The 21,687-nt window shown below is 64.5% G+C and carries 15 protein-coding genes; 12 read left to right on the forward strand and 3 right to left on the reverse strand.

All coding sequences use genetic code 11. The features are described from left to right. Positions 1-253 precede the first annotated feature (253 nt). From YUU_RS55025 to YUU_RS0109835, 8 genes are all read left to right on the forward strand, one after another. Entirely contained in the window at positions 254-2,332 is a 2,079-nt protein-coding gene (locus tag YUU_RS55025; RefSeq protein WP_051389686.1) for a glycosyl hydrolase 108 family protein, read from the forward strand. A gap of 72 nt (positions 2,333-2,404) precedes the next feature. Further along, positions 2,405-3,952 carry a glycoside hydrolase domain-containing protein gene (locus YUU_RS55030; protein WP_051389687.1) on the forward strand — a complete coding sequence of 516 codons (1,548 nt, stop codon included), beginning with the start codon at positions 2,405-2,407 and terminating at the stop codon, positions 3,950-3,952. Positions 3,953-4,095: 143 nt separating this feature from the next. Continuing rightward, positions 4,096-5,064 carry an AraC family transcriptional regulator gene (locus YUU_RS0109810; protein ID WP_027522199.1) on the forward strand — a complete coding sequence of 323 codons (969 nt, stop codon included), beginning with the start codon at positions 4,096-4,098 and terminating at the stop codon, positions 5,062-5,064. A gap of 187 nt (positions 5,065-5,251) precedes the next feature. Further along, positions 5,252-7,783, forward strand: coding sequence for an autotransporter domain-containing protein (locus tag YUU_RS0109815; protein ID WP_027522200.1), 2,532 nt, complete (start codon positions 5,252-5,254; stop codon positions 7,781-7,783). A gap of 237 nt (positions 7,784-8,020) precedes the next feature. Next, entirely contained in the window at positions 8,021-10,453 is a 2,433-nt protein-coding gene (locus tag YUU_RS0109820; protein ID WP_084801394.1) for an autotransporter domain-containing protein, read from the forward strand. Positions 10,454-10,583: 130 nt separating this feature from the next. Next, positions 10,584-10,823, forward strand: a complete 240-nt coding sequence (locus tag YUU_RS62330; RefSeq protein ID WP_027522202.1) for an autotransporter domain-containing protein — start codon at positions 10,584-10,586, stop codon at positions 10,821-10,823. A 73-nt stretch (positions 10,824-10,896) separates the two neighbouring features. Next, positions 10,897-13,416 carry an autotransporter domain-containing protein gene (locus YUU_RS0109830; RefSeq protein ID WP_084801395.1) on the forward strand — a complete coding sequence of 840 codons (2,520 nt, stop codon included), beginning with the start codon at positions 10,897-10,899 and terminating at the stop codon, positions 13,414-13,416. 113 nt (positions 13,417-13,529) lie between these two features. After that, positions 13,530-13,757, forward strand: coding sequence for a hypothetical protein (locus YUU_RS0109835; protein ID WP_027522204.1), 228 nt, complete (start codon positions 13,530-13,532; stop codon positions 13,755-13,757). Positions 13,758-13,799: 42 nt separating this feature from the next. Here YUU_RS0109835 and YUU_RS50565 read toward each other — a convergent pair whose 3' ends face one another. Then, positions 13,800-14,783 (reverse strand): AraC family transcriptional regulator, encoded by a 984-nt coding sequence (locus YUU_RS50565; protein WP_156944191.1) that lies wholly within the window; start codon positions 14,781-14,783, stop codon positions 13,800-13,802. 372 nt (positions 14,784-15,155) lie between these two features. Here YUU_RS50565 and YUU_RS0109850 point away from each other — a divergent pair, with 372 nt between their 5' ends. Beyond that, the gene (locus YUU_RS0109850; RefSeq protein ID WP_198031729.1) at positions 15,156-16,106 is read left to right on the forward strand and encodes an AraC family transcriptional regulator; all 951 of its coding nucleotides are present in this window, start codon (positions 15,156-15,158) and stop codon (positions 16,104-16,106) included. A 150-nt stretch (positions 16,107-16,256) separates the two neighbouring features. On the opposite strand, the gene YUU_RS0109855 is transcribed toward YUU_RS0109850, so the two are convergent. Both YUU_RS0109855 and YUU_RS0109860 read right to left on the reverse strand, forming a co-directional pair. Further along, positions 16,257-17,489, reverse strand: coding sequence for a lytic murein transglycosylase (locus YUU_RS0109855; RefSeq protein ID WP_156944192.1), 1,233 nt, complete (start codon positions 17,487-17,489; stop codon positions 16,257-16,259). Positions 17,490-17,497: 8 nt separating this feature from the next. Continuing rightward, the gene (locus tag YUU_RS0109860) at positions 17,498-17,884 is read right to left on the reverse strand and encodes an MAPEG family protein (protein ID WP_027522207.1); all 387 of its coding nucleotides are present in this window, start codon (positions 17,882-17,884) and stop codon (positions 17,498-17,500) included. A gap of 251 nt (positions 17,885-18,135) precedes the next feature. On the opposite strand from YUU_RS0109860, the gene YUU_RS0109865 reads away from it, so the two are divergent. From YUU_RS0109865 to YUU_RS0109875, 3 genes are all read left to right on the forward strand, one after another. Further along, entirely contained in the window at positions 18,136-19,359 is a 1,224-nt protein-coding gene (locus YUU_RS0109865) for an OpgC domain-containing protein (RefSeq protein WP_027522208.1), read from the forward strand. Between the two features lie 57 nt (positions 19,360-19,416). Next, complete coding sequence (locus YUU_RS0109870) at positions 19,417-19,905, forward strand: DUF2059 domain-containing protein (protein ID WP_027522209.1); 489 nt, start codon at positions 19,417-19,419, stop codon at positions 19,903-19,905. Positions 19,906-20,069: 164 nt separating this feature from the next. Further along, the gene (locus tag YUU_RS0109875) at positions 20,070-21,683 is read left to right on the forward strand and encodes an acyl-CoA synthetase (RefSeq protein ID WP_027522210.1); all 1,614 of its coding nucleotides are present in this window, start codon (positions 20,070-20,072) and stop codon (positions 21,681-21,683) included. Positions 21,684-21,687 lie beyond the last annotated feature (4 nt).

Genomic DNA, 21,687 nt, shown 5'->3' on the forward strand with positions numbered 1-21,687 from the left:
CGTCCCCCTGTGCGGGGAACGCGCACGACCCTGCACGCCGTCGCCCCGGACGTTTTGCCGCAAGTGATCCAGTTCACACCTGCTGTGACGGTCCTTGCTGTACCCTAAGGTTGCATTTGTAGAACGCCCATTTCGAGCAAGGCCTTAAGTCGCACGGGCTGGATTGCCCACGCGGCGCGCAGTTTTTTAAACGAGCGCATCCCCTGTCTCGGGTCCGTGCCGTGGCTGACGAGCAGGCGATGGAGGGGGCAGCATGAGCGAATCGACCGCCCAGCAGCGCGTAAACTGGAAGACCTTCGAGTGCAACCAGCACGCGATGGTCCGCATCTCCTTCGGTCCCGACGAGATCCTCGTCGCGCCCCCGACGGCTGACGCCTGGCAGGCGCTGGCGATGGTGCTAGCGGCCAATGGCTACAACATCAGGACGACCGATACCGACAGCTACAATTGCCGCGCCATTACCGGCGGCAGCGAGAAAAGCCTGCACGCCTACGGCATTGCACTCGACGTCAACTGGACGACGAACCCGTACAAGGAGACCTCGGACCAGCGCAAGGTCCGCTTTTCCGACCAGCCGACGCAGGATCTGCGCGCCCAGGACGTCAAGCGCAACCTTGCCGACACCGACATGACCCAGGCCATGATCGACGATGTGCTTGCGATCAGGACGGTCAACAAGAAGCGGGTGTTCGAGTGGGGCGGCAACTGGATCAACATCAAGGACACCATGCATTTCGAGATCGACGTGAAACCCGACGATCTCGCGACGGGCATCGACTGGAGCTCCGTGAAGGGGCTAGTCAATGGCCGGCCGGTGCCAGGACGGCTGATGGAAACGCGCGGCGGCGGGACGCCCCTGCAAGGCGACATCGCACTCGGAAACTTCGAGAAGGTGCACGCCCTGATCGAGAAATGGGAGGGCGGCTACACCAACCATCCGCGCGATCCCGGCGGCCCGACCAACATGGGCATTACGCAGAAGGACCTGTCGGCCTGGCGGCACGCGCCGGTCACCGCCGATGACGTGCGAAACCTCACGCGGGACGAAGCGCTGCAGATCTTCCGCGCCAACTACTGGACGCCGGTGCATGGCGACGAGATCCCGCTGCCGGCCGCCCAGGTCGTCTACAACACGGCCGTGCTGAGCGGGACGACGCGCGGCATCCGTTTGCTGCAGCAGACGCTGGCCCGTGGGCAGAATGGGCTCGCTCTGGACGGACACATGAATTCGCCCACCATAGATGCCTGCCTTGCCGCCGATCAGAAAATGCTCGTCGAGGACTATTGCTCGGCTTACGAATCCTATCTGCGCAGCCTTCCCATCTTCGACACGTTCGGCCGCGGCTGGCTCAACCGGCTCAATGAGATCCGGCAGACCGCGCTCGGATGGGCGGAAGCGCCAGAGGTCGGTCTGGACGTCGTGCCGCAGCGGGAGCTGCAGACGACGCCCGTCCTGGGGGCGACCGAACTCAGGTTCGGCGACAAGGGCACGCTGGTCGAGGGCCTGCAGCGCAAGCTGACGGAGCTTGGCTATCCGCTGGGCGAGATCGACGGCCAGTTCGGCACGCTGACGCGCGAGGCGCTGCTGGCGTTCCAGGCCGACAACAACGTTTCTCCGACCGGCGTCCTCGATCCGGCCACCCAGGTCGCGTTCGCCCGGCCGCAGCCGCGACCGCTCTCGCGCGATCGCCTCTCGGCGACATCAGACGATCTGCGGGCGAGCGGCTCGCAGACGATCAAGGCCGCTGACAGCACCAAGATCACCGGCTGGATCTCCTCGATCCTCGGCGCGCTCGGCATCGGCAACAGCGCCGCGGTCCAGGTGATCAACAACAACGTTGCGACGCCCCCGGCGCCTAATCTTTCCCAATTCCTGGCGGAAGTGCAGAAGCTGTTGACGTCACCGCAGCTGCGTGCCGATCCGGCGAACACCCAGCAGGTGCTCGATGCCGCCAAGCAGCTGCAGAATTTCAACGTCAAGCAGCTGCTGTCGCCGGAAAATATCCAGATCCTCGACAATCTCCGCGGACTGATCCCCGCCAATGTCATCAGCTCAAATCCGGCACTCGCCAATTTCTTTCAGATCGTCGACGGCGCGCACGGGTTCACCCAGTTCCATACCATCTTCGACGCCTTGCCCGGGATGTTCGCCAACGACTCGACGCTTCAGCTCTTGTCGAAGGGACTGGCGGCCGTGGCCGGCAGCGTGATCCCGGGCTTCGGCGGATCGCTGGCGACGCTCGCGATTGGCCTTGCCGCCAACTACTTCAGCAATCGCGTCATTGAGGCCCGCACGCGCGACCACGTCACGGGCGCCAACACGAACCGATGACCATGAACGACACTCACCCAGACCCTCATGTGTCGGCCGCAACGGCCAATCCGTCCAACTCGGGGGCGAGCCATGATCATTGACACCAACATGCGGACAACTCCGCGTCTGGCTTCCCTCAAGCAGAACGGCGTCGATACCATCATCCGCTATTATTGCCACAACACGCGGCAGCCCGAAAAACGGCTGACGCCCGACGAAGCCGACGCCATCATTCGCGCAGGGCTGAAGCTCGCCGTCGTCTACCAGGGCGCCGGCGATTCCGCGGCATCGTTCTCGCAGGATGCGGGTGCCAAGGACGGCGCCTACGCGCGCGACTATGCGGTCAACGTCATCGGTCAACCCGCAGGTTCAGCGATTTACTTCGCCGTCGACTATGACGCTTCGGATGCGGACATCCGCACGCGCATCGTTCCTTATTTTAACGCGGTTCGGCAGGCCTTGAAGGGCGGGGCGGGCGACGCCTCCTATCAGGTCGGCGTCTACGGCAGCGGCGCGGTGTGCCAGGCGTTGCTGCAGGCCGGATTGGTGTCCTACACCTGGGTTTCCCAATCCGGCGGTTTCAACGGCACTGCCGCGTTCCTCCGCTCCGGGCAATGGAATCTGCATCAGCGCCTGCCTTCGACGCTATACGGCCTGAGCGTCGACCCGAATGATCCCAATCCGCAACGGCCGCAGTTCGGCGCGTTCAATCAACTCGCGACGGGCGCGCCTGCGCCCGCAAACATCGGCGTGGCCAGCAATTACGCGCCGCTGCCATCCATCAGCGCGACGTTCGTGCAGCAGCAACTGCAGCGTCTCAACTACCCACCGGGTGCGATCGACGGCGACTACGGGCCGCTGACGCGCGCGGCGCTGCTCGCGTTCCAGGCCGACAACAATCTGCCGCTGACAGGAGTGGCGGATGCTGCGACCGCCGCTGCATTCGAGACCGCGCGTCCGCGTGCGCTCGATCCCGCGCGCGTGCGGGCGACGGCCGACGATCTGCGCGAGATGGGCTCTCAGACCGTCAAGCAGGCGGACCATACCAAGACAGCAGGGTGGATCGCGTCGATCCTCGGTGTGCTCGGCATCGGCAACAGCGGCATCGTCGAGATGGCGAATTCGGCAGGCGCGCCGGTTACGCCCGCGCCAACCGGACAATTGCCGCAAGGCTTGTTCAAGTTTCTGGGCGACCTGCAGGTATTCCTGTCGTCGGGACAGCCGGCCGACAAGCTCGAGCCGATCAAGGAAGGCCTCCGCCAGCTACAAGCCGTCGACCTGAAGAACCTGATCACCCCGGAAAACGCCAATGTGCTGCAGCAGCTGAAGGTGCTGATTCCGCCGGACGTGCTCACGAAGAACCCTGACCTCACCAAGGTCCTCCAGCTGGCCGACGTCGCGCGCCAGGCCAGGCCGCAATTGCAGACGGTGTTCGACATGCTGCCCAGCTTCTTCACCGATGGCACCGCCTTGCAGGTCCTGGCGAAGGGCGCGGCCGTGGCTGCATCGTCGATGATTCCCGGTTTTGGCGGCAGCCTCGCCGCGCTCGGCATCGGCCTTGCCGCCAACTATTTCGGCAACAAGATCATCCAGGCTCGCGTCGCGGATCACCAGACCGGCGCCAACAGGAGGCTGTAGCGGTGGTCGCGGGACGCGACACCGCGACAACACGCTCTCCGGAGACGATTTTGTCTTGAGTCCGCACCGGAGTTCCGTCGAGTCCGAGCCGGGCCGTTCACTCGCTCTTATGATGCCGCGCATCGAGGGAGCGAGGAGAACGTTTGTCGCATCTTAAGTTTTCGACCGATGCCTTCGCCGACAACGACAAGATCGAGGCGTGGCGCGAGGTGTTCGGCCGCTCGGTCGTCAAGATGGAGATGGACCCGGCGCGGGGCGAGCCCTTCCGCAGCGAAGCGCAAATTCATGCCCTGCCCGGTGTCACCATGGCTTCGATCAGCAGCTCCGCCAATCGGGTGATGCGCACGCCGAGCCTGGTTGCGGACGGCAGCGACGATTTCGTCTTTGCCCTGATGACCCATGGCGAGGCGACGATCAGCCAGCGTGGGCGCGAGGTGGTTTTTCGCAAGGGCGAAGCGGTGCTCTGGTCCAATGCTTCGGTTGGAAGCTGCGACTACGCGATGCCGATCGATTTCGTGGCGCTCGTCGTTCCGCGCGTGCTGATCCCTGTTGCCGATGTCGACGACGCCTTGATGCGCCCGTTGCCGGCGGATCTGGCGCCGATGCGTCTTCTCCGTAACTATCTCGCGCTTCTACAGGAAGGGCACCTTGAGGCCTCGACACCGCACCTCAGGGCGGCGTGCGCTACTCATTTGCAGGATCTGGTTGGGTTGGCGGTAGGCGCGACGCGCGAAGCGGCAGATATCGCCAGCGGACGCGGCGTTCGCGCGGCGCGCCTCAAGGCGCTCAAAGCGGATATCACCGCGAATATCATGCAGCGCGACCTCTCCGCGGAAACGCTCGCTCTGCGGCATGGCATTTCGCCGGCCTACATCCGCAAGCTGTTCGACAATGACGGCACCAGCCTCAGCCATTTCGTTCTGATGCAACGGCTGAGCCGCGCCTATCGCATGCTGGTCGATCCCACCTTCGTCGATCGGCAGATCAGCGTCATCGCCTTCGAATGCGGCTTCGGCGACCTGTCCTATTTCAACCGATCCTTTCGCCGCTACTACGGCGCGACGCCGTCGGACATCCGAACGCGGCCGGCGCGCAACGGCTTCGTCCCTTGACGCCCCAGTCCGTGTGGTCGTTCCGCAACACACGCCGCGAACCCGGCGATGTGTAGCGCGCAAGCCTAGTCGTTGTTCGATCCGGTCCAAGCCCGCCTGCGTGTTGCCGACTATCGTTCTTGCGGAACACCAATTCGCCGGATTCGCCAAACGCTTCCACCAACAAGTTCGCCCGAGAGTCTGCATAATGATCAACTTCGCTTGCGCCAAATCCATTCGACCCGACGGCCTCCGTGGCGTGTTGCCGGCATTCGCCGCCACGGTACGACTCGGGCGCGTCCCGACGTTCGCCGCTCCGTTCCTGTTATCGGCGGCCGCAATGGTCGCGATCCCCGCAAGGCCGGCGTTCGCCGCCTGCGTGCAGTCGGGCAGCACCGTGAGCTGTGACGGCGCGAGCACCACCGGCTTCGGTACCGGCGTTGAAAACAACCTGACCGTGACGGTCCAGTCGAACGCCTCGATCACGATCGGCCCGGCGCAGCCCGCGATCAACGTCGCCGACGGCAACACCGTGCTCAACAGCGGGAGCATCACGATCGGCGACTTCAGCGCGGGCATGCAGGGCGTAAGGAACAACACCTTCACCAATGCCGGCACGATAACGATTGGCTCCACCTCGTGGGGGATGGTCGGGTTCACCGACAACAACGTCCTCACCAATACCGGCACGATCACCTCCACGGGGGTCAACACCATCGGCATCTACGCTGCAGGCACCGGCAACACGGTGAGCAATTCCGGCGCCATCACCCTGACCGGCGCTCTCTCGACCGGCATCTGGGCCAGCGATATCAATACCATCCTGAACTCCGGCACCATCACGGTCGGCGGCAGCAACGGCGCCCACAGTGCCGGTGTCATCCTGACGATGAACAACAATTTTACCAACACCGGCTCGATCACGGCCGCAGGGACGAGCAGCACAGGTGTCTTGGTTGCGGGTGACGGGAACAGCGTGACCAACAGCGGGACGATCGTCGCAACCGGCACCCACGGCTTCGGGGTCCGCATTGACGGCAACGGCAATACGCTCGTCAACACCGGCACCATCAAGGGGGGCTCGAATGGCCATTCGCTGTTCTCCCCCGGGACCACCGGCAACGTCATCACCAACAACGGCACACTCGACGGCGCCATGTTCTTCCTGGGCGCCGGCACCAGCAACAGCTTGACCAACAACGGGCTGATCACCATCACCGATGCGGCGATGGTGCTTGGGCAAGGCAACATCGCGTTCGGCGGCGCGTTCACGCAGACGGCGCAGGGCACGCTGGCGCTCCGCGTCGACAATGCGGGCAACAGCGATGGCCTGCTTGCCAATTCCGCCCAGCTCGGCGGCACCTTGCGTGCGGTGTTGCAGCCCGGCCTGTATGGCTCGTCGACCACCTATACGAACGTCGTGCAGAGCGGCACTTCGGTTGCTGGGCAATTTTCGAGCGTCATCTCGTCCTCGGCCTTCTTCACGGCGGCTGCGACCTACAGCACCAACTCCGTCGACCTGACCCTGACGCGTCAGGGGTTCGGCGCGGTTGCGGGTGAAACGGCCAACCAGCGTGCGGTCGGCAATGCGCTCGAGGCCGGCTATTCGCCGTCGCTCACGGGCGCCACCGCGACGTTCTATTCGCAGCTCCTCCAGGCCGGCTCGGTCCGCGTGCTCGACCAGCTTTCGGGCGAGGGCACCAGCGGCACCCAGAACACGGCCTTTGCCGCCGGCAGCATGTTCGGCCGGACCATGGACGACCAGATGGACGCGTGGCGCACCGGTCATCGCGGCGAGGCCGCAGGCAGCGGCGCGCTCGGCTACGCCTCGGAGCGGCCGGTCACCTCGGTCTTCAACGCGCTGAAGGCGCCGCCGCTGGTCGAGCCGCAATGGCACGCCTGGGCGTCGGGCTTCGGCGCCGGTCAGTCGCTGTCGGGCGATGCGGCGGTCGGCAGCGCAAGCTTCAGCGACCGCGTCGCGGGCGGCTCGATCGGCGTCGATCATCTCCTCAATCCGGACCTGCTGGTCGGCATCGCCGCCGGCGGCTCCAGTGCGACCTTCAGCGTCGACGATCGTGCCACCTCGGGCAGGCTCGATGGCGCCCATGTCGGCGGCTATGCGATGCAGCGGTTCGGCGCTGCTTACGTCTCGGCGCAACTCGCCTACAGCCACTTCAACAACTCCACCACGCGCACCATCACCGGCATCGGTGCGGACGAGATCGCCAAGGGATCGTTCGGCAGCGACCAACTCGGCGGGCGCCTGGAGATCGGCCGCACCTATGATTTCAGCCAGGTGTCAATGACGCCGTTCGCGGCCGTGCAGGCCGCGCGGCTGTGGCAGGCGGCCTATACCGAAACCAGCACCGCCGGGACCGCGCCGGGCGTCCTCGGATTGAGCTACACCTCGCGCTTCGTCTCCTCGCTGCCGGTGTTCCTCGGCACCAAGTTCGACGGCCGCTTCAATGTCGGCAACGGCATGATGTGGATGCCGTTCGCCAACGTGGCCTGGGTGCACGAATTCTCGCCGACCCGCGACGTCACGGCATCGTTGATCACGTTGCAGGCCCCGGCGTTCACCGTCGAAGGCGCGCGCGCGGCGTCCGACGCCGGTCGGGTCGAACTCGGATCGCGCCTCGCCCTCAACCGCTGGTCGGAACTGTCCGCACGCTTCACAGGCGAGTTTTCGAGCGCAGGTCAGAGCTATGCCGGCATGGGCGCGCTCAAGGTGAGCTGGTGAGCATGGAGAGACGGGTACTCGGCGTCGCCTGTGGCGGCCAGTTCGCGAGAAGCGCGACCGACCAGAGCGTGAAGGGCACGTTTGCGGTGAGGTTCTGATGAGGATCGGTGAGGGCAACCACCGGCGATGCGGCCTCCACCAATCCAAACGACGAATTTGCTCCCGGGACGACTGTGCGCGCTCCGGCCAATTTTGCCATCCGACGGCTGCTTCGGCCGCAAGACTTGGGAATGACCGATGAGAACGAGAAACGACGCGATGCAGATCAAGACGGTGTACCTGACGAAGCCGAACTCCGGGCAGTGGGCTGGGCGATCTTTGACGCTAGCCGCTTCTTTTTCTCTCACGGTGGCCGCTGCGGTCACAATCTCGACCGGCCCAGTCGCAGCCGCCTGCGTGCAGTCCGGCAGCACCGTGAGCTGTGACGGCGCGAGCACCACCGGCTTCGGTACCGGCGTTGAAAACAACCTGACCGTGACGGTCCAGTCGAACGCCTCGATCACGGTCGGCCCGGCGCAGCCCGCGATCTACGTCGCCGACGGCAACACCGTGCTCAACAGCGGCAGCATCACGAGCGTGGGCTTCACGGGCATGGAGGGCCTCAACAACAACACCTTCACCAACGCCGGCACGATAGCGATAGGCTCCAACTCATGGGCGATGGCCGCGTTAGGCACCAACAACGTCTTCACCAATACCGGTACGATCACCTCCACGGGGGTCAGCGCCATCGGCATCGAAGGCCGCGCCGGCAACACGGTGAGCAATTCCGGCACCATCACCCTGACCGGCGCGGCATCGGACGGCATCAGGGCCACCAACACCGATACTATCGTGAACTCCGGCACTATCACGGTCGGAGGCAGCAACGGCGCCAACAGTATCGGGCTCTTCTTGGCGTCGAACAACAACCTTACCAACACCGGCTCGATCACGGCCGCCGGGATGAGCAGCATAGGTGTCCTAGTTGGGGCCAGCGGCAATACCGTGACCAACAGCGGCGCCATCAAGGGGGGCTCGAACGGCTATTCGCTGTTCTCCCCCGGGTCCATCGGCAACGTCGTCACCAATAACGGCACGCTCGACGGCGCCATTTTCTTCCTGGGCCCCGGCACCAGCAACAGCTTGACCAACAACGGGCTGATCACCATCACCGATGCGGCGACGGCGCTTGGGCAAGGCAACATCCTCTTCGGCGGCGCGTTCACGCAGACGGCGCAGGGCACGCTGGCGCTCCGCGTCGACAGTGCGGGCAACAGCGACGGTCTGCTTGCCAATTCCGCCCAGCTCGGCGGCACCTTGCGTGCGGTGGTGCAGGCGGGGCTCTACCAGACGACGACGACCTATGCCGGCGTCGTGCAGAGCTCAGGCCCCGTGACCGGGCAGTTCGCGAGCGTCACCGCATCGTCGGTCTTCTTCACCGCCGCCGCGACCTACAACGCCAGCTCCGTCGACCTGACCCTGACGCGTCAGGGATTCGGCGCGGTGGCCGGCGAAACCGCGAACCAGCGCGCGGTCGGCAACGCGCTCGAGGCCGGCTATTCGCCGTCGCTCACGGGCGCCGCCGCGACGCTCTATTCGCAGCTCCTCCCTGCCGGTTCGTTGGGCGTGCTCGACAAGCTCTCGGGTGAGGGCACCAGCGGCACCCAGAACACTGCCTTTGCCGCCGGCAGCATGTTCGGCCAGACCATGGACGTCCAGATGGACGCGTGGCGCACCGGCCACCGCGGCGACGTTACGGGCGCCGGTGCGCTCGGCTACGCCGCGGAATCGCCGACGACCTCGGCCTTCAACGCGCTGAAGGCGCCGCCGCTTGCTCAGCCGCAATGGAATGCCTGGGCGTCTGGCTTCGGCGCCGGCCAGTCGCTCTCGGGCAATGCGACGGTTGGCAGTGCAGGCTTCAGCGACCGCGTCGCGGGTGGCTCCATCGGGGTCGATCATCTCCTCAATCCCGACCTGCTGGTCGGCATCGCCGCCGGCGGCTCGAGTGCGACCTTCAGCGTCGATGATCGTGCCACCTCGGGCAGGCTCGACGGCGCCCATGTCGGCGCCTATGCGATGCAGCGCTTCGGCGCGACTTACGTCTCGGCGCAGCTCGCCTACAGCCACTTCAACAACGCCACCACGCGCACCATCACCGGCATCGGGGCTGATGAGACCGCCAAGGGCTCGTTCGGCAGCGACCAACTCGGCGGGCGGCTCGAGGTCGGCCGCACCTACGATTTCACCCGTGTCTCGGTGACGCCGTATGCGGCGATTCAGGCCGCGCAACTTTGGCAGGCTGGCTATACCGAGACCAGCGTCACCGGCACCGGCGTGCTTGGCCTGAGCTACGCCTCGCGCACCGTGTCCTCGCTGCCGGTGTTCCTCGGCACCAAGTTCGACGGCCGCTTCAATGTCGGCAACGGCATGATGTGGATGCCATTCGCAAACGTCGCCTGGGTGCACGAATTCTCGCCGACCCGCGACGTCACGGCATCGTTGATCACGTTGCAGGCCCTGGCGTTCACTGTCGAAGGCGCGCGCGCGGCATCCGATGCTGGCCGGGTCGAAGTCGGCTCGCGCCTCGCCCTCAACCACTGGTCGGAACTGTCCGCACGTTTCACCGGCGAGTTCTCCAGGGTCGGCCAGAGCTACGCCGGCATGGGCGCGCTCAAGGTGAGCTGGTGAGCATGGAGAGACGGGTACGCAACTGCAGCGATAGGGGGTGGTCGTGTTGTTTCCTACTGAACGAGAGCTCGAATTTCTCGCCAGCCTGAAAAGGATTTGGCTGAGTCTATATCGGGAGGAGTGCGAACGGATGACCGCGTGCGGGACGCTCGGCTGGCGTCACGCGTTCGGCGACACTACGCCGCTGTCGACCGTCGCCTTCCAGGGCGGCTCCGCCTTCACGGTTGCCGGCGTGCCGATCGCGCGCGAAGCCGCGCTCGTCGAAGCCGGGCTCGATCTCGCCATCACCCCGACCGCGACGTTCGGGGGCGCCTTCGCGGGGAGAGCGACCGGCCAGAGCGTCAAGGGCACACTTGCGATCAGGTTCTGATTCGGATCGGTGAGGGCGTCAATCAGGACCGTTTGCTGGCGACGGCCGCTTCGGCGGCGAGTGGGGGAAATTGATGAAATCGAGAAGTGACGCGGCGCGGATGAAGACTGAGCAACTGCCGGCATTCATCGCCAAAGCGCGATCTGAGCGCGCCCCAACGCTCGCCTCTTTGTTGTTGCTGTCAGCAGCCGTAACGGTCGCGATCCCCGCAAGGCGGGCGGTCGCCGCCTGTGTGCAGTCGGGCAGCACCGTCACCTGTGATGGCGCGAGCAGCACCGGATTCGGCACGGGCACCGAGAACAGTCTGGCGCTGACAGTCCAGCCGACTGCCTCGATCACGGTGGGCAACGGACAGACGGCGATCAATCTCGGCAGCGGCAACACCGCGATCAACAGTGGCACCATCGCCGTTGGCGACGGTAGTCTCGGCATGCAGGGTCTAGACAGCAACAACTTTACCAACACCGGTACGATGACGGTGGGTGCCGGTTCTACCGCCATATTTGCGCTCGGAAATAACAACGCTCTCTCCAATACGGGGATGATCAACGCGACGGCGCAAGGCGCCACCGGTGTCGGGGCCGCCGGGAGTGGCAATACGATCACCAATTCCGGCACCATCACGCTCACCGGAGTGGGGTCTTACGGTATCGTCACGAACGGCGGTGACATCATCCAGAATTCGGGTGGCATCACGGTAGGCAGCAACACCGGCTTCAACGCGACGGGCGTCGCCCTGCAGACCGACGACACACTCATCAACAAGGGCACCATCACCGCACTCGGCAAGGATGGACGCGGCGTCATCGTCTGGAACGTCAATACGACGGTGACGAACAATGGCACGATCCATGCGCCCGGCACCAACGGAGCTGCGGTGGAGATTGAAGGCATCAACGATATCATCACCAACAACGGTACGATCAGGGGCGGTCGGAACGGCTATTCGCTGTTCTCCTCCGCGACCGCCGGCACCACCATCACCAATAACGGCACGCTGGACGGACAGCTTTTTCTCTTGGGCGGTGGTGGCGTCAGCCTGACCAATTCCGGGTTGATCACGATCAGCGACCCGGGAACGCCGCTCATACCGGCCATCTTCTACGTCGGCGGCACGTTTACCCAGACCGCACAGGGCACGCTGACGCTGCGCGTCGACAATGCAGGCCTTCGTGACGGGCTCTTGACCGACGGCCAGGTCAAGCTCGACGGCACCTTGCGTGCGGTGCTCCAGCCGGGGCTCTATCAGTCGTCGACCACCTACACCGACGTGGTCCAGACCATCACCTCGGTCACCGGCCAGTTTGCCAGCGTCACCTCGTCGTCGGTCTTCTTCACCGCAGCCGCGACCTATAACGCCGCCTCCGTCGACTTGACCCTGACCCGCCTGGCCTTCGGCGCGGTCGCGGGCGAGACCGCGAACCAGCGTGCGGTCGGCAATGCGCTCGAAGCCGGCTATTCGCCAGCACTGACGGGCGCGGCCGCGACGCTCTATTCACAACTGCTCCCGGCCGGCTCGGTGAGGGTGCTCGACCAGCTCTCGGGCGAGGGTACGGGCGGCGCGCAAAATACCGCCTTCGCCGCCGGCTCCCTGTTCGGCCAGACCATGGACGGCCAGATGGACGCGTGGCGCACCGGTCATCGCGGCGAGGCCGCAGGTAGCGGCGCGCTCGGCTACGCCACGGAACGGCCGGTGACCTCGGCGTTCAACGCGCTGAAGGCGCCGCCGCTTGCGCAGCCACAATGGAATGTCTGGGCGTCGGGCTTCGGCGCCGGTCAGTCGCTCACCGGCGACGCAACGGCTGGTATCGCGGGCTTTCGCGATCGCGCCGCGGGCGGTGCGGCCGGCGTCGATCATCTCCTCAATCCCGACCTCCTGGTCGGCATCGCCGTCGGTGGCTCCAGCGCGACGTTCAACGTCGACGATCGCGCCACCTCCGGCCGGGTCGATGGCGCCCATGTCGGCGGCTATGCGATGCAGAAATTCGGCGCGACTTACGTCTCGGCGCAACTCGCCTACAGCCACTTCAACAACGCCACGACGCGAACGATCACCGGCATTGGTGCCGACGAGATCGCCAAGGGCTCGTTCGGCAGCGACCAGCTCGGTGGGCGGCTCGAGATCGGCCGCACCTATGACTTCAGCCGCGTGTCGGTCACGCCGTTCGCAGCCGTGCAGGCGGCGCGGTTGTGGCAGGCGGCCTATACCGAAACCAGCACCGCCGGGACCGGAACGGGCGTCCTCGGCTTGAGCTACGCGTCGCACAACGTCTCCTCGCTGCCGGTCTTCCTCGGCACCAAGTTCGACGGCCGCTTCAACGTCGGCAACGGCATGGTCTGGATGCCGTTCGCAAACGTGGCCTGGGTGCATGAGTTCTCGCCGACCCGCGACGTCACGGCGTCGCTGATCGCGGTGCCGACCCCGGCGTTCACCGTTGAAGGTGCGCGCGCGGCGTCCGACGCCGGCCGGGTCGAAGTCGGCTCGCGCCTCGCCCTCAGCCACTGGTCGGAACTGTCCGCCCGCTTCACCGGCGAATTTGCGAAGGGCAGCCAGAGCTACGCCGGCACGGGGTCGCTAAAAGTGAGCTGGTAAGCGGCGTCCGCGTCCGGGCACTCGTGGAGAGACGATGGCGCCTCTAGCGAGCGCCAAGTCTATCGCAGTGGTTGTGATGCTGGAGGCCCCCTTTCACAAGGGCAGGGGCCACCGTGTTTAGAACCTTTCGGATTGCTGCCGCGGCGCTCGCTTTCGCGGCGGTCGTCGGCAGCAATATTCTTGCGGAACTCATGAACAACTATCTCGCGTGCAGCCTCGGCCTTGTCGCCTCATTCATCGTCTGGCGACGAGTCGAGCTCAGCTTCATGAACCGCGCCCATCGCGAGATGGCCCGCCTCCACGGTGCCGACTGGAACGACAAGGACAGTGAGCGACTTTAAGGCCGGCACGCGCAGATCATCGCCGGCGCGGAGGCAACACCCTCAGGAGGTCTCTCGGCTGCGCCGCGTCTCGCCCCGTATTTCCGACGGGGACGCGCCGTAAGCGCGGCGGAAGGTTCGGTTGAAGTAGGAGAGATCGTTGAAGCCGGTATCGCGGGCGATGCTGCTGACCGGGCGATCGATGAAGCGGCGATCGGTCAGCATCCGATACGCTGCAGTTAGCCGATGGGTGAGGACGAATTCAGTGAATGTCGTTCCCTCGGTCTCGAACAGCTTGCGAACATAGACGGTGGAGATGCCGGTGTCGGCAGCCACCGTGCTCAGCGTCAAATCGCGCCGGCCGATGTCAGCGACGATCCGCTGCTTGATGCTTCGCAGCCGCGCGGCCGCCACTCCACGCGTCTGCGCCACCTCCGCGCCTTCTGTTCCGGCGCCCAGCATGAGCGCGCTGAGATCGATCAGGTGGAGCCCGACTGAGCGGCGCGCCTCGGGAGATGTAAGCGCAATATCCTCCCTGAGGATCCCGGCGTAGCCGAGAAACAATCTCAGCTGGGGGCTTGCTCGATCGATCGGCTTGCCTACGGCGTCGTCGAGATTCGGAACCAACGGTGCGATCAGGGATCGGCTGATCCGCAGGTGGACGATACTGGTCGCGGTATGGCCGATCCCGGTCCCGGCGAACCCGTTCGACGTCAGTGCAGCTTCTCCCGCTCGCAGTGTGGCCTCGTGACCGTTCTGCCGATAGGTGGCGACGCCGCTTTGGACGAACACGAGCACCGGATCGTCGTTGTCGATCATGCTCGCGGTATGGCGGCAGGTCATCGCAGACATCTGCGACGTTGTGATCGAGAGCCCCGGTAAGGCGCGCAGATTCATCTCCACGTCGAACGGCACCTCCTTCAGCGGGTCCATCTCCAGCTTCAGGACGTTGCGACCAAACAGCTCGCAAAAGGCTTCGGTGCGTTCGCGGTCGGCAAATGAGCGACTGGATATGGTGATCTGGTCGAATTCGGCGGCGCTGGCCAAGACGGCCTCCAGGTTACGCGAATACTGGCGCACCCTTGTCGCACGAAAGCCGGAGCATGTTCAAATGCCATGGAGATCGATTCTACCATCGCGGCTGCTCGCTGCGCACGGGGGGCAGCGTAGCTCGAGAGGCTAGGACTTAACGATACTCGACTGGGACCAAACGCTATTCGCCGTCTGCTTCGCAGCGGCCGGCGCGAACAAACCTGCGCTGCGCGCTGATTTCAATGGCAATTTCGAACCGGCCGCAACATAGTCGCGACCAATCGCCGCGCAGAATAATCGGGGCGGACATCCGCTGCGAGCGGCATTCGGTATTCATTCAACATCGAAATCCACATGCAGAACTGCGACACCAACGATCTCTCGATCATGGACTTCTCGACCGACGCGTTCCCGGAGCGCGACCGACAGGAGGCCTTTTGCGAGAGCGTCGCCCGTTCGCTGCTCAAGCTGGACGTCAGTCCGCTCCACGATCTGCCGCTCGCCGCGACCATGTCATTCCGTGCGCTGCCGGGGCTCGGCCTCTCGACAGGTCGGCTGTCGCCGATCCACTGCCGTCATCTGTCCGCTCAAACGGACAACGACGATTTCGTGCTGGTGGTGAGCTGGACAGGTGGGTGCAGCGTGCTGCAGGGGAATCAGGAAACGGAGCTCCACAACGGGCAGGCGACGTTGACGGCCAACGGTGTGCGTGGTGAAGTTTGGAGCGCGAGTTCAACAGCGTCCGATTATCTGAATTTGCGGCTGTCGCGCAGTTTGCTCGAACCCCGGCTTTCCGATTTCAGCACGGCCCTGGCGCGGCCGATCGGCGCGGATACCCCGGCCTTGCGCTTGTTGCTCGGATACTGCCGCATCCTGAACGACGAGAAGGCGCGCTTCACGGCGGAACTCGGTAGCGCGGTCGCCACGCATATTCACGACCTCGTCGCGCTGGCAGTCGGCGCGAGTCGGGACGGCACGGAAATCGCCCGGCGCGGTGTCGCAGCCGCGAGGCTGCATGCCGTCAAGGCCGACATTCGCGCGCATCTCGCCGATCCTAAGCTGTCGGTTGCGGTCGTAGCCGCCCGTCACCGCGTGACGCCGCGTTACATCCACCGGCTGTTCGAACTCGACGGCACGACGTTTTCCGAGTTCGCCCTGACGCTGCGGCTGACGCACGCCGACGGGATGTTGCGCGACGCTCGCTTTCTGGATCGCACGATCAGCACGATCGCCTTCGACTGCGGATTTAGCGACCTGTCCTACTTCAATCGGACCTTCAAGCGCTTCTACAACGCCACGCCGTCGGACATTCGCCGAACGGTGCGGTGGACAGAGTGACGCCGGCACTTCAATCGACTTCCACACATTCAATCATCGGCGATGATGCAATATTGCCCTTGATCTGCCCGACGCGTCAAGCGATTTCGTAAAATCCGTATCTCCTCACGCCGGCGGCCGTTCTACTTTGCATGGGGTTGTTTTCGACATTTAGTTTTGAGCCGGTCTTGCCCCGCGCAGGCTGGCGAGCAGGTCTTGCGACGGCCAGCAATCGACGGTCAGGCCCGCGCGCTGCTGGTACTGTCCGATCGCCCGCCTTGTGACCGTGCCCAGCCGGCCATCGATCGCATCGGAATAATAGCCGCCTCTAGCGAGCTGCGTCTGGATCGCTGCGACCTCGCTGTTGCGCAACGGTTTGAGCTTGGCCCAGGGCTTTTCGAACGGGGCGCCGCCCGCGATGAGGTCGGCGAGATGCCCGACGAACAGTGCATAGACGTCGGACTGGTTGTAGCTGCGGATCGCCTGGAAGTTGGCGAAGGCGAGGAAGGCCGGACCGTAAACGCCGGCAGGCATGACCAGTTGCGCCTGGTCTTGCAGCATGCCGGTGGCGACGGCGGCATCAGTGGCCGGCGTGACGCCGAGCTTCAGCCAGGCTTGGAGCGGCCGCTTGATGTCGGGCGAACTCTCCACGCAGCTTACCGTCTCCGGCAGACGAACCTCGAAACCCCATCGCTTGCCGCGCTGCCAGCCATAGTCGCGAAGCTGCTTGGCACCCGAGGCGAGCGCGTCGGGGATCGAGCGCTCGAGATCGATCTTGCCGTCGCCGTCGCCGTCGGCCGCGAATTTGAGGAAATCCGACGGCTCGAACTGGGTGTGGCCCATCGCCCCCGTATAGGAGCCCTTCGCATCCATGCTGATGGTGCCCTGCTGGACGAGATCGAGCGCGATCAGGAGCTCGCTCCGGAACAGGTCCTTGCGACGGCCGAGATAGGCCTGCGTCACCAGCGCCTGGAACACGGGATGGCGCTGCACTTCAGTGCCGTAATCGGTCTCGCGGCCCCAGATCGCAATGACGACGTTGCCGGGGACGCCGTAGTCGGCCTCGATGCGCGCGAGCAGGCTGCGGTAGGTCTGGAAATGCCGCGCGCCTGTGCTGGCCAGCCCTGTGAGCTGTTGCCGGGGCAGGTAGTCCGCCGGCAGCTTCACGAATTCGGCCTGCTCCTTCACGGGGCGGCCGGGGATGACGAGATCCGGCAGATTAAGGTCGAGCTGGACATTGGTCGCGCGGTCGAACACCGCCTGCCTCACGCCGCGCGCCTTCGCCTCCTGCCAGAGCTGCGCGCGCCACGCGTCGAAGGCGGGGTCGGCGCGAGCCTCCAGCGCCTGCATCAGCACGACGAGCGCGATTGTCCCTGGGATCAATGTGCGCTGCAAAATGTCCACGAGGCCTCTCACGCGACCACCAGTCCCACCGCCAGCGCCAAGCCGCAGAGATAGGTAAACAATGCGCCGGCAAAGCGTGCCGGGTTGGGCCGGTTGAGCGACTTGCCCCACAGCAGCCCGGCGGCAAGGGAAAAGCGCGCGATCGTCGCCACCACGATCGTCACGATGATCCAGCTTGGGGCCGGGCGCGTTGCGAACCAGAGAAACATCGCCGCGAAGAACGGCGCGTATTCGGCCGTGTTGGCATGCGCCCGCACCGCGCGGTGAATGGGGTCGGTGGGGCCGAGATCATGGCCGATGCTGCGCCTGAACCTGCCGCGCAGGATCGAGACATAAAACCCGAGGCCAAACAGCAGCAGCCCGAGCAAGGCGGTACAGATGATAGCGATGTTCATTGCGTGTATCCCCCAAAGAATTGAGCCGGAAGAAGATCAGATCACGGCGCCGCGGGAAAGCCCGGCCGGCCGATCCGATCGCCCCTCTCCCTGACAAACCTCCTTTTCCGCGGTGCCGATGTCCGCTACCCTTAGCTGCTAGCCACCGGGTTAGGTGGCGTAGCCGCGTCAATTTCAGCATTGATTGATTTGGGCGGCCTATCTGCCGCGAGACTGTGCTTAAGACTGTCCTTGGAAAACGGGGCGGAGCCATGATCAACCGGGATTCGGCAGCTCTCTTGTCTCCCATCGAGCGCGACCTGCGGCTCGATCTGTTCCGCGGCATCGGCTTGTGGATGATCTTCCTCGATCACATCCCGCATGACGTCGTGTCGTGGCTGACCTTGCGCAATTACGGCTTCAGCGACGCCGCCGAGTTCTTCGTCTTCATCTCCGGCTATCTCGTCGGCTGGATCTACGCGCCGATCGTGCGGGGCGGCTTCTTCCTTGCGGCACTCAAGCGTCTCTGGAAACGCACGGCCGAACTGTACGTCGCCCACATCATGCTGTTCCTGCTGTTCACCGCCCAGATCGCGCGCACCGCGCGGCGGTTCGACAACCCGATGTATGAGCACGAGTTCAATGTGTTCAATTTCCTGGCGCATCCGGACGAGCTGATCGGCCAGGCGATCCTGTTGAAGTACAAGCCGGTCAATCTCGACGTGCTGCCGCTCTACATCACGCTGGTGTTCGCTTCCCCCTTCATCGTGTGGTGCCTCGTGCGGCGTCCGAACCTCACGTTGCTGGCGTCCGCAGTGCTCTACGTGCTGTCGCGCTGGTTCGACTGGAACGTCGCGTCCTATCCGCCCGGTACGACCTGGTACTTCAATCCCTTCTGCTGGCAGCTGATGTTCGTGTTCGCGGCCTGGTGCGGTTCCGGCGAGGTGGACAAGATCGCGAAATGGGTGTGGTCGAAGTCCGTGATGGGTCTCGCGGCCGCCTGGATCGCGTTTGCGTTCCTGATCGTGATGACCTGGCACGTTCACACGCTCGAGGCGATGATCCCGAAGTGGATGATCAAGGCGATCTACCCGATCGACAAGACCGACCTCGACATGCTGCGCTTCACGCACTTCCTGGCGCTGGCGATCTGGGTCACGCAGCTCGTGCCGCGCCACTGGAAGGCGCTTCACACGAAATGGCTGCGCCCGGTCATCCTGTGCGGGCAGCACTCGCTGCCGATCTTCTGCCTCGGCGTGTTCCTGTCGTTCTCCGCGCACTGGATCCTGACCCAATATACCAAGGGCGTGTGGGAGCAGCTCGCCGTCTCCTTCGCCGGCATCGCTATCATGATCGGCGTTGGCTGGCTGTTCGACCGGGCGAAACAAATTCCGGACCTGTTCGTGGACGTGATCGAGGTCGAGGACGAGGAGCCCGAGTCGGTGCCCGATCTCGACAAGAAAGCCACCGTGGTCGCGGCCAGCGCCGGCAGTTGAGAGGCCATCACGGCGTGCCTTGCCGAATTCTCATGGCGACATCTCATGGAGAGGTTCATGTTGAGAGGCTGGTTGACGATCGCGGGCACCTTGCTGTTCCTCACCTGCACCGCAGCTGCGCAGGCGCCGTCGCCCGAGGCGATGACCGCGGCGCGCAAGCTCGTGACCACCATGAAGCTGGCGGAGCAATACCGCGCGCTCCTGCCGCAGCTCCTGCTCAAGCTGCGGCCCGTTCTGTCGCAGGACAGGCCGGAGATCGAGCGCGACTTCGACGCCGTGACGGCGACGAGCTCGAACATCTACGCGCCGTTCGTCGACCAGATGATCGATCAGATCGCCGCCGTCTATGCCACCACCTTCACGGTGGACGAGCTGCGCCAGATCGAGGCCTTCTACGCCCAGCCGGCGGGGCGGAAGCTCTTGGAGAAATCGGATGCACTTACGCAGGCGAGCGCGCTGATCGCCCAGGACGTCACCCGCAAGGCCGCCGACGAATTGAAGCAGCGCCTGACCGAGGCTCTGCGCCAGAAGGGGCACAAGCTCTGAGCCTGCCGTGGAGGCTCAATCGCGCGAAAACGACTTGCGTTAAGGCGTCAGGACGGCCCGCAATGCTCGATGCGTGCCCGTCTGCGCGAAATTGACCGGAAACGCCGTTGAAATTATAGCTTCCCCTCAAGACCGAACGAACAACAGAACGACGGGAGGCAAACGTGACCGACGACATCGCAGCGACAATCTCCAAAGCGCGCGAGCATTCCATCGCCGATCTTCTGCGTCGCTCCGCTGGCCGTGAACCGCACAAGCCCGCGATTTCCTGCGGCGGCGTGAAGTGGACCTTTGCCGAGCTGGACGCGATCTGCAACCGCCTGGCGCGCGGGCTCGATGGCCTCGGCGTCAGGAAGGGCGATCGTCTGGCGGTGTTGTCGCGCAATTCCCACGCCTTTGCCGCGCTGCGCTTTGCGGTAGCGCGGATCGGCGCGGTGCTGGTGCCGATCAACTTCATGCTCAATCCGGACGAGATCAATTTCATTCTGAGGAATTCGGGCGCAAAGGTGCTTGCGACCGGCCCGGATTTCGTCGAGCCCGCGCGCGCCGCAAGTGCCAGGGATTGCGCGGTGGAGAAGCTGATCTGGCTGCCGGGCGAGGATCCGGCGTCACCGCCCGCGGGGCTCACCACGTTCGACGATCTCCTGCATTCCGACGGTTCCTTCTATGAGGCCTCCGTCGATGCCCGCGATCTTGCCCAGATCATCTACACCAGCGGCACGGAATCGCTGCCCAAGGGCGCGATGCTGACCCATGAAGCCGTGATGTGGCAGTATGTGAGCTGCATCATCGATGGTGGCATGAGCGCTCATGACAACGTGCTGCACGCGCTGCCGCTCTATCATTGCGCCCAGCTCGATGTCTTCCTGGGCCCGCAGATCTATCTCGGCGCCTCCGGCGTGATCACGGGCAAGCCGACCGCCGACAACATCCTGGCGCTGATCGCGGCTCACGGGATTACCGCCTTTTTCGCACCGCCGACGATCTGGATCGCGATGCTGCGCTCGCCCCATTTCGACAAGACCGATCTGTCCAGCTTGCAAAAGGGCTATTACGGCGCCTCGATCATGCCGGTGGAGGTGCTGCTCGAATTGCAGCGCCGCCTGCCGAACGTCAAATTCTGGAATTTCTACGGCCAGACCGAGATCGCACCGCTCGCCACCGTGCTGCAGCCCGAAGATCAGCTGCGCAAGGCCGGCTCGGCCGGCAAGCCGACGATCAATGTCGAGACGCGCGTGGTCAACACGGCGATGGAAAATGTCGGGGTTGGTGAGGTCGGCGAGATCGTGCACCGCTCGCCGCATCTTCTGTCCGGCTATTACAACGACCCCGTGAAGACCGCAGCGGCATTTTCCGGCGGCTGGTTTCATTCCGGCGACCTCGCGACCGTCGATGCCGAGGGCTACATCACCGTCGTCGACCGCGTAAAGGACATGATCAAGACCGGCGGCGAGAACGTCGCGAGCCGCGAGGTCGAGGAGATGGTCTACCGCATTCCCGCGGTGTCGGAGGTCGCGGTGGTCGGGCTGCCCGATCCGCGCTGGATCGAGGCGGTCACCGCGATCATCGTGGTCAAGACCGGCGAGACGCTGGACGAAGAGACGGTCATCAAGCATTGCGCGGGCTCGATGGCGCATTTCAAGGTGCCCAAGCGCGTCGTGTTCGTCGACAGCCTGCCGAAGAATCCGAGCGGCAAGCTGCTCAAGCGCGAGCTGCGCCAGCGCTTCGTCGGCGGCAACACGCTCGACAAGGCTATCCAGAAGAATTTCGGGACGTAGTTCG

The sequence above is a fragment of the Bradyrhizobium sp. Ec3.3 genome (genome assembly GCF_000472925.1).
GTDB lineage: Bacteria > Pseudomonadota > Alphaproteobacteria > Rhizobiales > Xanthobacteraceae > Bradyrhizobium.

What these genes read in the sequence shown, in the direction of transcription:
- YUU_RS55025 (WP_051389686.1), top strand. Translation starts at nt 254, where the DNA reads ATGAGCGAATCGACCGCCCAGCAGCGCGTAAACTGGAAGACCTTCGAG.
- YUU_RS55030 (WP_051389687.1), top strand. Translation starts at nt 2,405, where the DNA reads ATGATCATTGACACCAACATGCGGACAACTCCGCGTCTGGCTTCCCTC.
- YUU_RS0109815 (WP_027522200.1), top strand. Translation starts at nt 5,252, where the DNA reads ATGATCAACTTCGCTTGCGCCAAATCCATTCGACCCGACGGCCTCCGT.
- YUU_RS0109820 (WP_084801394.1), top strand. Translation starts at nt 8,021, where the DNA reads ATGAGAACGAGAAACGACGCGATGCAGATCAAGACGGTGTACCTGACG.
- YUU_RS62330 (WP_027522202.1), top strand. Translation starts at nt 10,584, where the DNA reads ATGACCGCGTGCGGGACGCTCGGCTGGCGTCACGCGTTCGGCGACACT.
- YUU_RS0109830 (WP_084801395.1), top strand. Translation starts at nt 10,897, where the DNA reads ATGAAATCGAGAAGTGACGCGGCGCGGATGAAGACTGAGCAACTGCCG.
- YUU_RS0109850 (WP_198031729.1), top strand. Translation starts at nt 15,156, where the DNA reads ATGGACTTCTCGACCGACGCGTTCCCGGAGCGCGACCGACAGGAGGCC.
- YUU_RS0109860 (WP_027522207.1), bottom strand. Translation starts at nt 17,884, where the DNA reads ATGAACATCGCTATCATCTGTACCGCCTTGCTCGGGCTGCTGCTGTTT.
- YUU_RS0109865 (WP_027522208.1), top strand. Translation starts at nt 18,136, where the DNA reads ATGATCAACCGGGATTCGGCAGCTCTCTTGTCTCCCATCGAGCGCGAC.
- YUU_RS0109870 (WP_027522209.1), top strand. Translation starts at nt 19,417, where the DNA reads ATGTTGAGAGGCTGGTTGACGATCGCGGGCACCTTGCTGTTCCTCACC.